At 68.2% G+C, this 13,417-nt stretch carries 11 protein-coding genes; 1 reads left to right on the top strand and 10 read right to left on the bottom strand.

What is annotated here, in order from left to right; genetic code table 11:
* Positions 1–3: 3 nt before the first annotated feature.
* The 8 genes from RBT54_RS05265 to RBT54_RS05230 all read right to left on the bottom strand — a co-directional run bounded on the left by RBT54_RS05265 (position 4) and on the right by RBT54_RS05230 (position 8,904).
* Positions 4–225, bottom strand: coding sequence for a DUF2892 domain-containing protein (locus RBT54_RS05265; RefSeq protein WP_004367771.1), 222 nt, complete (start codon positions 223–225; stop codon positions 4–6).
* Entirely contained in the window at positions 222–3,512 is a 3,291-nt protein-coding gene (locus RBT54_RS05260; protein WP_320364846.1) for an efflux RND transporter permease subunit, read from the bottom strand. The genes RBT54_RS05265 and RBT54_RS05260 overlap by 4 nt, the downstream gene beginning before the upstream one ends.
* A gap of 14 nt (positions 3,513–3,526) precedes the next feature.
* Entirely contained in the window at positions 3,527–4,705 is a 1,179-nt protein-coding gene (locus RBT54_RS05255; protein WP_320364844.1) for an efflux RND transporter periplasmic adaptor subunit, read from the bottom strand.
* A 119-nt stretch (positions 4,706–4,824) separates the two neighbouring features.
* Positions 4,825–5,211, bottom strand: coding sequence for a CbiX/SirB N-terminal domain-containing protein (locus tag RBT54_RS05250; protein ID WP_320364841.1), 387 nt, complete (start codon positions 5,209–5,211; stop codon positions 4,825–4,827).
* Entirely contained in the window at positions 5,208–6,041 is an 834-nt protein-coding gene (locus RBT54_RS05245) for a tRNA threonylcarbamoyladenosine dehydratase (protein ID WP_320364839.1), read from the bottom strand. The genes RBT54_RS05250 and RBT54_RS05245 overlap by 4 nt, the downstream gene beginning before the upstream one ends.
* Positions 6,042–6,044: 3 nt before the next feature.
* On the bottom strand, positions 6,045–7,010 hold the full coding sequence (locus RBT54_RS05240; protein WP_320364837.1) for an MBL fold metallo-hydrolase: 966 nt from the start codon (positions 7,008–7,010) through the stop codon (positions 6,045–6,047).
* A gap of 117 nt (positions 7,011–7,127) precedes the next feature.
* Positions 7,128–7,625 (bottom strand): single-stranded DNA-binding protein, encoded by a 498-nt coding sequence (gene ssb, locus RBT54_RS05235; protein WP_320364835.1) that lies wholly within the window; start codon positions 7,623–7,625, stop codon positions 7,128–7,130.
* 73 nt (positions 7,626–7,698) lie between these two features.
* On the bottom strand, positions 7,699–8,904 hold the full coding sequence (locus RBT54_RS05230; protein WP_320364833.1) for an MFS transporter: 1,206 nt from the start codon (positions 8,902–8,904) through the stop codon (positions 7,699–7,701).
* Between the two features lie 95 nt (positions 8,905–8,999).
* On the opposite strand from RBT54_RS05230, the gene uvrA reads away from it, so the two are divergent.
* Positions 9,000–11,858, top strand: a complete 2,859-nt coding sequence (uvrA, locus tag RBT54_RS05225; RefSeq protein ID WP_320364831.1) for an excinuclease ABC subunit UvrA — start codon at positions 9,000–9,002, stop codon at positions 11,856–11,858.
* Here the strand turns inward: uvrA and galE are convergent.
* Both galE and rplQ read right to left on the bottom strand, forming a co-directional pair.
* Positions 11,843–12,865 (bottom strand): UDP-glucose 4-epimerase GalE, encoded by a 1,023-nt coding sequence (gene galE / locus RBT54_RS05220; RefSeq protein WP_320364829.1) that lies wholly within the window; start codon positions 12,863–12,865, stop codon positions 11,843–11,845. The two genes, uvrA and galE, sit on opposite strands and share 16 nt — an antisense overlap.
* Before the next feature lie 132 nt (positions 12,866–12,997).
* A complete protein-coding gene (gene rplQ, locus RBT54_RS05215) occupies positions 12,998–13,396 on the bottom strand; it encodes a 50S ribosomal protein L17 (protein WP_320364826.1) in 399 nt (132 codons plus the stop codon).
* Between the last annotated feature and the right edge of the window lie 21 nt (positions 13,397–13,417).

Below are 13,417 nucleotides of genomic sequence, written 5' to 3'. Positions count from 1 at the left end.
CGCTCACCCGCAGCTCGCCGGGCCGTCCTTGACGCCGAGCTTGTGCAGGATGTTCACCAGCGGACACAGCCCGGTGAAGGCGCTCTGGAACAGGTTCAGGCCGACAAAGCCGGTCACCCACAGGAAGTGCTTGCTGACGAACAGCGGCGAGGCCTCGACGCCGAGCGCGAGCGAAATCAGGACGAAGGCACCGGCGAAGGCGCGGACGTATTCATTGGTGGTCATGCGGGATTCTCCTCGGGGTTTTGCAGGCTTGCGATGCGGCCACGCATGGCCGCGTAGTAGAGCACCGGGATCACCACCAGGGTGAGCACGGTGGACACGAAGATGCCGAAGATCAGGCTGATGGCCAGCCCGTTGAAGATCGGGTCGTCGAGGATGAACACCGCGCCGATCATCGCCGCCAGCGCGGTGAGCCCGATCGGCTTGGCGCGCACCGCTGCGGCGCGGATCAGCGCCTCGCCGAACTCCATGCCCGGCTTGCCATCCTCGCCGCGCACCTGCTGATTGACGAAGTCCACCAGCAGGATGGAGTTGCGCACGATGATGCCGGCGAGCGCGATCATGCCGATCATCGAGGTCGCGGTGAATTGCGCGCCGAACAGCGCGTGGCCGGGCATCACGCCGACGATGGTGAACGGGATCGGCGCCATGATGATCAGCGGCACCAGATAGCTCTTGAACTGCGCCACCACCAGCAGGTAGATCAGCACCAGGCCCACGGCGTAGGCGGCGCCCATGTCGCGGAAGGTCTCGTAGGTGATCTGCCACTCGCCGTCCCACTTCAACTGATAACCCGAGTAGGGGTCGTCGGGCTGGGTGATGAACCACTCGCCGAGCGTACCGGCCAGCCCCGGCGCGCCTTCGAGCGCCATGCCGTTGACGCGTGAGCGGATGTCGAACATGCCGTACAGCGGCGAGTCGAGCTGGCCACCCATGTCACCGGTCACGTACACCACCGGCAGCAAGTCCTTGCGATACAGGATCTGCTCGCGCCGGGTCTCGGCGACCTGCACCACTTCCGAGATGTTGATGAGCTGGCCGGCGCTGTCGCCGCCGCGCGCGCGCACCTGCATGGTGAGCAGGTTGCCCAGTTCGGACTGGCGCACCGCCGGAAGCTGGATGCGCACCGGGATCTCGTACTTGTTGTCGCCGCCATGCACCGGGGTGACGTTCTCGCCGCTCAACCCAAGGCGCACCACCTCCACGATGTCGGCCTGGGCCACGCCCATGCGCGCCGCCTTGGCCTGGTCTACGCGCAGCACCAGCTTGGGCGCGTCCTCGTCCACCGTGTCGTCCACGCCGACGATGTCGGCCGTGTCCTCGAAGGCGGCGCGCACCTGCTTCGCCACCGCCACCTGGCCGTCGTAGTCGGGGCCGTAGATCTCGGCGACGATCGGCGACAGCACCGGCGGGCCGGGCGGCACCTCGACGACCTTGACGTTGCCGCCGTTACGCAGCGCGATTTCGGTGACGGCGTCGCGCACCGACACTGCGATCTCGTGGCTCTGGCGGTCGCGCGCGGTCTTGTCGACCAGGTTGACCTGAATGTCGCCCTGCTCGGGCGCGCTGCGCAGGTAGTACTGGCGCACAAGGCCGTTGAAGTTGATCGGCGCCGCGCTGCCGGCGTAGGACTGCCAGTCGGTGACCTCGGGCACGGTGGCCAGATGGGCGCCGATCTCGTTCAGGACGCGTGCGGTGTCTTCCACCGGCGTGCCCACCGGCATGTCGAGCACGACCTGGAATTCGCTCTTGTTGTCGAAGGGCAGCATCTTCATGACCACGAGCTGCACCACCGGCAGCGCCACCGAGGCGCCGATGAGCGCAAACACCACGACCCACAGCGCGAGCCGGTTGCGCCCGCCGCGGCGGGCGTCGAACATCGGCGTCATCACCCGGCGGAAGAGGCCGTCGAGCCGCCGCGTCATCTTGTCCTCGCCCTCGTGATGGTGGGCATCGACGCGCTTCAAGAGCTTCTGCGCCAGCCAGGGCGTGACCACGAAAGCCACCACCAGCGAGATGAACATGCCCATCGAGGCGTTGATCGGGATCGGGCTCATGTAGGGCCCCATCAAGCCGGTGACGAAGGCCATCGGCAAGAGCGCCGCGATCACGGTGAAGGTGGCGAGGATGGTGGGGCCGCCGACCTCGTCCACGGCCTTGGGGATCAGCTTCCACAGGGGCGTGTCGGGCTCGAGCGTGTGCCAGCGGTGGATGTTCTCGACCACCACGATGGCGTCGTCGACCAGGATGCCGATCGAGAAGATGAGCGCGAACAGCGACACCCGGTTGAGCGTGAAGCCCCAGGCCCAGGACGCGAACAGCGTCGCCGCGAGCGTGAGCGTGACCGCGATGCCGACGATGACGGCCTCGCGCCAGCCGAGCGCGAAGAACACCAGCGCCACCACCGCCGCGGTGGCGAAGGCGAGCTTGCCGATGAGCTGCGTGGCCTTGTCGTTGGCGGTCTTGCCGTAGTCGCGGGTGACGGTGACCTCCACGCCTTCCGGGATGACGCTGCCGCGCAGGTTCTCCAGGCGCTGCATCGCCGCCTGGGCGACATCTGCGGCGTTGGCGCCGGGTTTCTTCGACAGCGCCAGGGTGACAGCGGGGAAGAGTCCTTGCTGGTCGATGCCGCGCGCCTCGGCGGCGGCGCCGGTGCCGAACCAGACGTACTGCGAGGGCTGGTCGGGGCCATCGACCACCTCGGCGACGTCGCGCAGGAAGACCGGCTTGCGGTCCTGCACGCCCACCACCAGGTTGCGCACGTCCTCGGCGGATTCGAGGTAGGTGCCCGTCTGCACCAGCACCTCGCGGTTGCCGGACACCAGGCTACCCGCCGGCTGCGAGGCGTTGGCGAGCTGCAGCGCACCGCGCAGGTCCTGGGCGGTGATGCCGTGCGCGTTCATGCGCTCGGTGTCCATGTCCACCCGGATCACATGGCCGGGGCCGCCGATGGTGGCGACATCGCGGGTGCCGGGGATGCGCTTGAGCTCGGTCTCGGTCGCGCGCGCGACCTGCTGCAGCGAGAACGCGGCGCGCTCGGGGTCGGCGGTCCAGAAGGTGAAGCTGACGATGGGCACGTCGTCGATGCCCTTGGGCTTGATCAGCGGCGTGCCGACGCCGAGCTGCGGCGACAGCCAGTCGGCGTGCGAATCCACCGTGTCGTAGAGCCGCACCAGCGCGGTCTGGTTGGGCACGCCGACCTCGAACTGCACGGTGATGACCGCCATGCCGGGGCGCGACACCGTGTAGACGTGCTCGACGCCGGCGATGCGCGAGAGCACCTGCTCGGCCGGGCGCGCCACGAGGGATTCGACGTCGCGCGCCGACGCGCCCGGGAACGGCACCAGCACGTTGGCCATGGTGACGTCGATCTGGGGCTCTTCTTCCTTGGGCGTGATCAGCGTGGCGAAGATGCCGGCCAGAAGCAGAACCAGGGCCAGCAAGGGCGTGATCGCGTTGCGCTGAAAGCCGGCCGCGATGCGGCCGGAGATGCCGAGGGGTTTTTCCATCGTCGCCTCCCGGCTCAGCGCGCGGCCGCAGCCGTGCGGGCCTGGATGCCGGCCTGGACCGGGTCGAGGGCGAGGGTCTCGTCACCCGTGAGGCCGGACAGCACCTCGACGGCGTCGCCGCCGGGCAGCGTGCGGCCGAGGCGGATCTGGCGCAGCATGAAGCCGCCCTGCCCGTCGGCGGCATACACGGCGGTGAGCTCGCCGCGGCGCAGCACCGCGGCGGCGGGGATCACGATGGGGCCGGCGGCGCTTGCGGCGGTAGGGGTCCCGCTCGGGCTCGCGCCTGACGCGGCGGAAGACACATCGAAGCCCGCGCCTGCAGCGGCGGGCTGACCCTGGAAATGCACGCGCGCGAAGCTGCCGGGCAGCACGTCCGCGGTGCCGGCGGGCAGCTCGACGCGCACGCGCACGGTGTGCGTACGGGCGTCGGCTGCGGGCAGCACGGTGACCGCGGTGGCCTCGATCGTCCGCCCGCTGGCGGGCAGCTCGACGCTGGCACGCAGCGGGCCGCCGCCGAGCTCGGCGAGGCGCTGGGGCGCGAGGTCTACCACCGCGCGCATCTGCGCGGGGTCGTAGATGGTGAGCAGGTTGCGCCCGGGCTGGGCCATTTCGCCGGCTTCGATGTGCCGCGCGGCAACCACGCCGTCGAGCGGCGAGCGGACCTCCGCATAGCCCCTGACCGTCGCCACCTGCTCGCGCTGGGCACGCGCGGCACCCAGCTGCGCCTCCGCGGCCTCGAACTGGGTGCGCGCGCCGTCGAGGGCGGACTGGCTGAGGAACTTGCGCTCGACCAGACTGCGCGCGCGCGCGTATTCGGAGCGGGCGTTGGCCAAGCCCGTTTGTGCCTGGGCGATGCCGGCTTCAGCGGCCGCCACCGCCGCCGCCGCCTCGGCGGGATCGATACGGACCAGCACCTGCCCCTTGCTGACGCGGTCGCCTGCATCAACGGCAAGGGCCAGGATACGACCCGGCATCTGCGCTGCCAGCGTGGACTGCTGCACCGCCTCGATCGTCGCCTCGGCGACCACGAAGGGCACCAGTGCGCGCGTCTCGATGCGGACCGTGGGCACCTCGGCGTGACCGGGCAGGCTGAAACTGGCGAGCGCTGCCGCGAGCAGCAGACCGGGCGCGTACGCAAGGGCCGAACGTGGCAAGAACGAATGCGCAAGGGCGGGGAGCATGATGGGCTTCATATGTATAAGTATATTCTTATACAAAGCCCGGTCAAGCGCCGTGCGCAGCGCACCGGATGCGCGGGCTCAGTAGCGGGCTTGCCCGCGAAAAAGGGCCGGACCGAGGCCCGGAAGCGCAATCAGCCCAAACAACTGGCGGCGTAGTCGGCCATGGCGCGGACGACCGGCTCGGCCTCGCCGGCCGCGGTCGCAAGCGTGACCTCGCAGCCCGGATGGGCAGCGCGCGCTTCATCGAGCAGCACCGGCAGATCACGCTTGAGGTGACCACCCTGGGCGAGGAAGACGGGTACCACGGCCACCTTCTTCACGCCATCCTGGACCAGCGCCGCGATTGCCTCGGGCAGGGTCGGGCTCATGAACTCGAGGAAGGCGAGTTCCACCTTCGGCGCATCGGGGCGCGCCAGGACGGTGTCGCGAATGCGGCGCATCGGGCCCGCCCATTCGGGGTCGCGGGCACCATGCCCGAAGAGGACGATGGCGGAATCGGCTTGGTGCGCTGCAGTCATGAAACAATCTCCGTTGGAGGGGCGGTGGCATGTTCGATACGACGAGAGCCGGCGCGCAACAGGTGTTCGAGCGCGCGCGCCGCGCAGAACAGCCCGACACTGGCGGTGACCGCCATGCTCGAGCCATAGCCGGCACACGCCAGCCCCTGGGGCGCGGCAGGCGCGGTGTCGACGTCGCAAGCCTGGACCGCCGGATAGCGCAGGGGTTCAGTAGAGAAGACCGCTTCGATGCCAAATTTTTTCTTCGGATCGCGGGTGAAGCCGTGTTCCCTGCGCAGCCGCGCCCGCACCTTCGACAGCAGCGGGTCCTGCAGCGTGCGCGCGAGATCGTCGATGCAGATGCGCGCCGGGTCCGACTTACCCCCTGCCCCGCCCGCCATTACCAGCGGGATGCGGCGCTGGCAGCAGATTGCGGCGATCGCCACCTTGGCGCGCACGTTGTCGATGGCGTCGATCACCACGTCGAAACCGTGGAGCAGCTCGGCCGCGTTCTCGGGCGTGACGAAGTCTTCGACCACCTCGACCCGGCAAGCCGGATGGATGCCGGCGATACGGGCTGCCATGGCCTCGACCTTGGCGATGCCGAGCGTGGCATCCAGCGCATGCGCCTGGCGGTTGATGTTCGACTCGGCCACGTGATCCAGGTCGATCAGCGTGAGCCGGCCGACGCCACTGCGCGCGAGCGCCTCGACCGCCCACGAGCCCACGCCGCCGATGCCGATCACGCAGGCGTGCGCGGCGCGCAGCGCATCGATCGAGCCGGCTCCGTAGAGCCGGTCGATGCCGCCGAAGCGGCGCGCGGGGTCGACGTCGATCTGTGTCGGCGGCACGCTTCAGGCCGTTTCCGCCTCGGCCACGCGCTGGCTGTCCAGCCAGACGCCCAGCCCTTGGGCGTTGAGCTCCAGATCCATGCGCAGGAGCTCGAGCGTCTCGTCCTCGCTGAGCGCCCAGTTCTGGCGGGCAGCTTCCTCGCGCACGATCTGCTCGAGGCCAGCGAGAATCTCGACGTGGCGCGGAACACCCGTGCCGCGTGCGGCCGACGCCACCGCCACCATGGTGTCGATCAGCCGGTGCAAGTCGGCGCCGAGGCGCTCGACGTCGGCCACGCGGCTGTAGTGGGTCAGGTACATCGCCTGCGGCTGCATCGCCAGCATGCGATCGATCGAGGCATGCATGGCCTGCGGGTCGAACTGGGTCGGCGTGGTCGTGGGCATGATGAAAGGCCGGCCATCGACATCGAACTCGCGGTAGGACAGGCCGAAGGTGTCGCCGGTGAAGAAGGCGCGCGCGTTCGCATCCCAGATGCAGATGTGATGACGCGCGTGGCCCGGCGTATCGAACACGCGGAACAGCCGGCTGCCCAGGTGGACCTCGAGGCCGTCGGTCGCCGGCACGATGCGCGCGGCGGGAACGGGAACGAGGTGGCCGTACAGATCGTAGGCGCGCTCGGCACCGTAGACCGCGCACGTGCCTTCCCAGAGTTTGCTCGGGTCGATCATGTGGCGCACGCCACGCGGATGCACCAGCAGGCGGGCGTGCGGGAATGCGCACATCAGGCTGCCCGCGCCGCCGGCGTGATCGAGGTGGATGTGGGTGAGCATCACCCAATCCACGGCTTCGGGCGCAATGCCCAGCGCGGCGAGCGCGCCGAGCACCTGTGGCACCGATGCGTTGCTGCCGGTATCGACGATCGCTGCGCGACCGTCGTGCACGACGATGTGTATCGCGGCAAGTTGCGGGCGGCCATAGCCCGAGTCCACCGCATGCACGCCATCTGCGTAACTGATGAGTTCCTTCATGTTGCCTCCTTCCCTTGCCGATCTGGGGTCGGCTCTCCCGGTTTCAATGCGTGCCAGCGCGGCCGCCCCTTGCCCGCAGGGCGGTCAGGGGCGCACGCCGGCTGCAACGAATGGATACTAAAAGGGGATGTCGTCGTCGAAGTCGCCAAAACCACCGGACTGGGGCGCAGGCGCCGACTGCGGGCGCGGCGCGGCCTGGGCGGGCGCGCTGCGCGGCGCGGGGGCCGGGGCATCCCAGCCACCGCCACCTTCGTTGCTGCGCATCGGCGCATCGCCACCCTCGCGGCGGCCGAGCATCTTCATCTCGTCGGCGCGGATCTCGGTGGTGTAGCGATCCTGACCGTCCTTGTCCTGCCACTTGCGCGTACGCAGGCTGCCCTCGATGTACACCTGGCTGCCCTTGCGCAGGTACTGGCCGGCGATCTCGGCGAGCTTGCCGTAGAAGGACACGCGATGCCATTCGGTGGCCTCGCGGCGCTCACCGGTGCTCTTGTCGCGCCAGTTTTCGGTGGTGGCCAGGCGAATGTTGCAGATCGCGTCGCCCGAAGGGGCGAAGCGGCTTTCCGGATCGGCGCCAAGATTGCCGATCAGGATGACTTTGTTGAGGGATGCCATCCGGTTCTCCTTTGAATGCATTTGCACACGGCGCGCTGTGCGCCGCTACGCGATGTAGATCGTGAATGAAGCTTCAGCGCGGCGCCGCGGCTGGCGTCACGCGCAGCGGCGGCGGATTCATCGAGCTGGCCAGTGCCAGCCACACCAGTGCCAGCACGGCACAGAACAGGCTGACCGCCGCCGGGCCGTAGGCCTGCCCCAGCCAGCCACCGAGCACGCCGCCGAGAAACAGCCCGAGCGACTGCAGCGTGTTGTAGACCCCGAGCGCCGTACCCTTGGAACTGGGCGGCGCGATGCGCGAGATCCACGACGGCTGGGTGGCCTCGAGCACGTTGAAGGCGACGAAGAAGAGCGTCAGCAACAATGCCAATGGTATCAGGCCGTCGCCGAACAGCCACAGCCCGAACTGCACGAAGGCGAGCAGCACGATGGCGGCGTTGAATACCGGCTTCAACTTGTCGTGACGCTCGGCGATGATCACCGCCGGCACCATCACCACGAAGGACAGCAATACCGCGGGCAGATACACCTTCCAGTGCTCGGGCATCGGCAGGCCACCGCTGGCGACCAGGGCCGAGGGCACCATCACCCACATCGTGGTCTGGATCAGATGGAGCGCGAACACGCCGAAGTTGAGCCGCATGAGCTGGCCGTCGCGCAGCACGTCGATCAGCTTGCCGGTGGCGCGCGGCACCGGCGGCGCCGCGGGCACGACCCACAGCAGCACGCCGATGGCGCCGAAGGCGAGCACCGCAGTCATCCAGAAGATGCCCGACATGCCGATCGCAGCGTAGAGCAGCGGCGCGGCCACCATGGAGAGCGCGAACACCAGCCCGATCGAGGAGCCGATCATCGCCATCACCTTGGTGCGGTGCTGGTCGCGGGTGAGGTCGGCGGCGAGCGCGGTGACCGCGGCCGAGATCGCGCCCGCGCCCTGCAGCACGCGGCCGACGATGATCATGTGGATGCCGTCGGCGAGCGCGGCGACCACGCTGCCGATGACGAACAGCACCAGGCCGAAGACGATGACCGGCTTGCGACCGAAACGGTCGGACGCCGCCCCGTAGGCAATCTGCAGACAAGCCTGGGTGAGGCCGTAGGCGCCGATCGCCAGTCCGACCAGGGTGAGGTTGTCGCCACCGGGAATCTCGGCCGCATGGACGGCGAACACCGGCAGGATCAGGAACAGGCCGAGCATGCGCAGGGCGAAGATCGCGGCGAGGCTCATGCCGGCGCGGCGTTCTTCGCGCGTCATCGGGTCGCGTGCGGGAACGGACATACGAGGAACCGGCTGGATGAAAGAGCGGGATTCTAGCATTCCGCCGCCGGCGTATCGTCGTATAGTCTTCGGTTTCCCCGAGCACGGCAGCAGCCATGGACGAGATCCGCATCCGCGGTGCCCGCACCCACAACCTGAAGAACATCAGCGTCGACCTGCCCCGCAACCGCCTGACCGTGATCACCGGCCTGTCGGGCTCGGGCAAGTCCTCGCTGGCCTTCGACACGCTGTACGCGGAGGGGCAGCGGCGCTACGTGGAGTCGCTGTCCGCCTACGCGCGCCAGTTCCTGCAGCTGATGGAGAAGCCGGACGTGGACCTGATCGAGGGCCTGTCGCCGGCGATCTCGATCGAGCAGAAGGCCACCAGCCACAACCCGCGCTCCACCGTGGGCACGGTGACCGAGATCCACGACTACCTGCGCCTGCTCTACGCCCGCGCCGGCACCCCGCACTGCCCGGATCACCCGGAACACGCGCTGGAAGCGCAGAGCGTGGCGCAGATGGTGGACCACGTGCTCGCGCTGCCGGAAGAAACCCGGCTGATGATCCTCGCCCCGGTCGTGGCCGGGCGCAAGGGCGAGCAACACGACCTGTTCGCCGACCTGCGTGCGCAGGGCTTCGTGCGCGTGCGGGTGGATGGCGAGGTAATGGAACTGGACGCGATGCCGGTGCTGGAGAAGGGTCGGCGCCACGACGTCGAGGTGGTCATCGACCGCCTCAAGGTGCGCCCCGACCTGCGCGGACGGGTGGCTGAATCCTTCGAGACCGCGCTCACGCACGCCGACGGGCGCGCAATCGCGGTCGAGATGGACAGCGGGCGCGAACACCTGTTTTCCGCGCGCTTCGCCTGCCCGGTGTGCAGTTTCGCGCTCGCGGAGCTCGAGCCACGCCTGTTCTCGTTCAACAATCCGGCGGGCGCCTGCCCCAAATGCGACGGCCTCGGCCAGGTCGATTTCTTCGACCCCGCACGCGTCGTTGCCCACCCCGAGCTTTCGCTCGCCGCGGGCGCGATCCGCGGCTGGGATCGGCGCAACCAGTTCTACTTTCAGATGTTGGCCAGCCTCGCGACCCATTACGCCTTCGACATCGAGACGCCCTGGATGGCGCTGCCCGAGCGCGTGCGCGATGTCGTGCTGCACGGCTCGGGGCGAACCAAGATCGCCTTCCGCTACATGGCCGACAACGGGCGCATGGTGCTGAAGGAGCATCCGTTCGAGGGCATCCTCCCCAATCTCGAGCGGCGCCTGCGCGAGACCGACTCGGTCGCGGTGCGCGAGGAGCTGTCGAAATACCGCGCCACCCGAGCTTGCCCGAGCTGCCACGGCACCCGCCTGCGCAGCGAGGCCCGCCACGTGCTCATCGGCGGGCGCGCCCTGCACGAGATCGGCCGCCTGCCGCTCGGCGAGTGCCGCGACTTCTTCGCCACGCTGAAGCTCGCCGGCGCGCGCGCGCAGGTGGCGGACAAGATCGTCAAGGAGATCGCCGACCGTCTGAGCTTCCTGATCAACGTCGGCCTGGACTACCTGTCGCTCGACCGCTCGGCCGATACCCTCTCCGGGGGCGAGGCGCAGCGCATCCGCCTCGCCAGCCAGATCGGCTCGGGCCTGACCGGCGTGATGTACGTGCTCGACGAACCCTCGATCGGCCTGCACCAGCGCGACAACGACCGTCTGCTCGCCACGCTGACGCAGCTACGCGACCTCGGCAACACGGTGATCGTGGTCGAGCATGACGAGGACGCGATCCGCAGCGCGGACTACCTGGTCGACATGGGGCCGGGTGCGGGCGCGCACGGCGGGCACATCGTGGCCCACGGTACCCCGGCCGAGGTGATCGCCAATCCTGCGTCGGTCACCGGGGACTATCTGTCGGGCCGGCGTGCGATCGCCGTGCCCGCACGTCGGCGGGCGCCCGATCCCGACAAGCAGTTGCGCATCGTCGGCGCGCGCGGCAACAACCTCCGGTCGGCAACCGTTTCCCTGCCGGTAGGTCTGTTCACCTGCATCACCGGGGTCTCTGGCTCGGGCAAATCGACGCTGATCAACGACACCCTCGCCGCCGCCGCGGCGCGCCGGCTGTACGGCTCGAGCGCGGAAGTCGCGCCCCACGACGACATCGAGGGACTGGACGGTTTCGACAAGGTGATCAACGTCGATCAGGCCCCGATCGGGCGTACGCCGCGCTCCAATCCGGCGACTTACACCGGCATGCTCACCCCGATCCGCGAACTCTTCGCCGGCGTGCCGGAAGCGCGCGCGCGCGGCTACGGGCCGGGGCGCTTCTCCTTCAACGTCCGCGGTGGTCGCTGCGAAGCCTGTCAGGGCGACGGGCTGATCAAGGTCGAGATGCACTTCCTGCCCGACATGTACGTGCCCTGCGATGTCTGCCACGGCAAGCGCTACAACCGCGAGACCCTCGAGATCCGCTACAAGGGACGCAGCATCCAGGAGGTGCTAGAGATGACGGTGGAGCAGGCGCTGACCTTCTTCCAGCCCGTACCGACCGTTGCGCGCAAGCTCGAGACGCTGACCGACGTGGGCCTCGGCTACATCCGGCTGGGCCAGAGCGCAACCACCCTGTCGGGTGGCGAGGCCCAGCGCATCAAGCTCGCCCTCGAACTCTCGAAGCGCGATACCGGGCGCACGCTCTACATCCTCGACGAGCCGACGACCGGCCTGCACTTCCAGGACATCGAACTCCTGCTCAAGGTGCTTCAGCGCTTGCGCGATCACGGCAACACCGTCGTCGTCATCGAGCACAACCTCGACGTCATCAAGACGGCAGACTGGCTCATCGACATGGGGCCGGAAGGCGGCCACGGAGGCGGCACGATGGTGTGCTGCGGCACGCCCGAAACCGTGGCCGAAAATCCCGACAGCTACACCGGAAGGTACCTGCGGCGGATGCTGGGGCGCGCCGAAGCCCGCGCCGCAGCCCCTCAATCGTCCTTGTAACCGCGCGGATTGTTGCGCTGCCACCGCCACGCGTCCTCACACATCATGCGCAGGTCGCGCGCTGCGCTCCACCCCAGAAGTTCGCGCGCACGGCTGGCATCGGCCCAGCATGCCGCCACGTCGCCCGGGCGGCGATCGACGATGTCGTAGGGCACGCTGCAGCCTGAAGCGGCCTCGAAGGCCTCCACCATCTCGAGCACGCTGTAGCCCCTGCCCGTGCCGAGATTGAGCGTCGTGACGCCGGGCAGCGTCGCGATGCGCTCAAGCGCACGCAGATGACCGAGGGCGAGATCGACTACATGAATGTAATCGCGCACCCCGGTGCCGTCCGGCGTCGGGTAGTCGTCCCCGAACACGCGCAAACGCGGCAGACGTCCCACCGCCACCTGGCTCACGAACGGCATCAGGTTGTTGGGCACACCGTCCGGGTCCTCGCCGATCTGCCCGCTGGGGTGGGCACCCACCGGGTTGAAGTAGCGCAACAGCACGAGGTTCCAGCGCGCATCCGCACAACCGAGGTCGCGCAGGATCTGCTCACCCATGAGCTTCGTCCAGCCATAGGGATTGGTCGCAGTGGTCGGAAAGTCTTCATCGATCGGAACACGCGCAGGATCACCATAGACGGTCGCCGATGAGCTGAACACCATGTGTCGGCACCCGGCCTCGTCCATCGCCTGCAGGACGCTGATGAGGCCCTGAAGATTGTTGTCGTAATAGGCCAGTGGCTGTGCCACCGACTCACCGACGGCCTTCTTCGCCGCGAAATGAATGACGGCATCGATCGTATGCTGGGTGAACACCTCGCGCATCAGGGCGCGATCGCGGACATCGCCGCGCACGAAGGCCGCCAACGGCCGCCCACCAAGCACCTCGACGCGCCGCAGCGCCTCGGGCGATGAATTGGAAAGGTCGTCGACCACCACGACCTCGCGCCCGGCCTGCAGCAACTCCACGCAGGTGTGCGATCCGATGTAACCGGCACCGCCCGTAACGAGGGTGACACTCATCCCTGAACTCCTTCACGTCGCCGCATCTGCTGCATCCGGCCGCTCCGCCAGCCGCCCCAAGGCCACTTCCACCTCGGCGGCAGGCGTAAAAAAACCGGGACTAGCCCGGTTTTCCCTCGAACGCAGCCCTGATCAAGCCGCTTCCGCTTCTTCCACTTCGACCGCTTCCACATCCGGACGGTCGAGCAGCTCGACGTAAGCCATCGGTGCGTTGTCGCCATCACGGAAACCGCACTTCAGGATACGCAGATAACCGCCGTTACGGCTGGCGAAGCGCGGACCCAGCTCGTCGAAAAGCTTGACGACCATATCGCGGTCGCGCAGGCGATCGAAGGCCAGGCGACGATTGGCAAGACTGGGCTTCTTGCCCAGGGTGATCATGGGCTCGACCACGCGGCGAAGTTCCTTCGCCTTCGGCAGGGTCGTCTTGATCGCCTCGTGACGCAGCAGCGAATTAGCCATGTTGCGGAACATCGCCTGGCGGTGGCTGCTGGTACGATTCAGCTTGCGAAGACCATTACGGTGACGCATTTCAATTCCTCACTTGCCCGG

Origin of the sequence: Thauera sp., from assembly GCF_034003485.1 — a bacterium.
Lineage (GTDB): Bacteria > Pseudomonadota > Gammaproteobacteria > Burkholderiales > Rhodocyclaceae > Thauera.
This window is presented reverse-complemented; position numbering and strand designations above follow the sequence as displayed.

Excerpts from the sequence above, each read along its gene's own strand:
- galE (WP_320364829.1), bottom strand. The coding sequence starts at position 12,865 with ATGAGTGTCACCCTCGTTACGGGCGGTGCCGGTTACATCGGATCGCAC.
- ssb (WP_320364835.1), bottom strand. The coding sequence starts at position 7,625 with ATGGCATCCCTCAACAAAGTCATCCTGATCGGCAATCTTGGCGCCGAT.
- uvrA (WP_320364831.1), top strand. The coding sequence starts at position 9,000 with ATGGACGAGATCCGCATCCGCGGTGCCCGCACCCACAACCTGAAGAAC.
- rplQ (WP_320364826.1), bottom strand. The coding sequence starts at position 13,396 with ATGCGTCACCGTAATGGTCTTCGCAAGCTGAATCGTACCAGCAGCCAC.
- RBT54_RS05250 (WP_320364841.1), bottom strand. The coding sequence starts at position 5,211 with ATGACTGCAGCGCACCAAGCCGATTCCGCCATCGTCCTCTTCGGGCAT.
- RBT54_RS05260 (WP_320364846.1), bottom strand. The coding sequence starts at position 3,512 with ATGGAAAAACCCCTCGGCATCTCCGGCCGCATCGCGGCCGGCTTTCAG.
- RBT54_RS05230 (WP_320364833.1), bottom strand. The coding sequence starts at position 8,904 with ATGTCCGTTCCCGCACGCGACCCGATGACGCGCGAAGAACGCCGCGCC.
- RBT54_RS05265 (WP_004367771.1), bottom strand. The coding sequence starts at position 225 with ATGACCACCAATGAATACGTCCGCGCCTTCGCCGGTGCCTTCGTCCTG.
- RBT54_RS05255 (WP_320364844.1), bottom strand. The coding sequence starts at position 4,705 with ATGAAGCCCATCATGCTCCCCGCCCTTGCGCATTCGTTCTTGCCACGT.
- RBT54_RS05240 (WP_320364837.1), bottom strand. The coding sequence starts at position 7,010 with ATGAAGGAACTCATCAGTTACGCAGATGGCGTGCATGCGGTGGACTCG.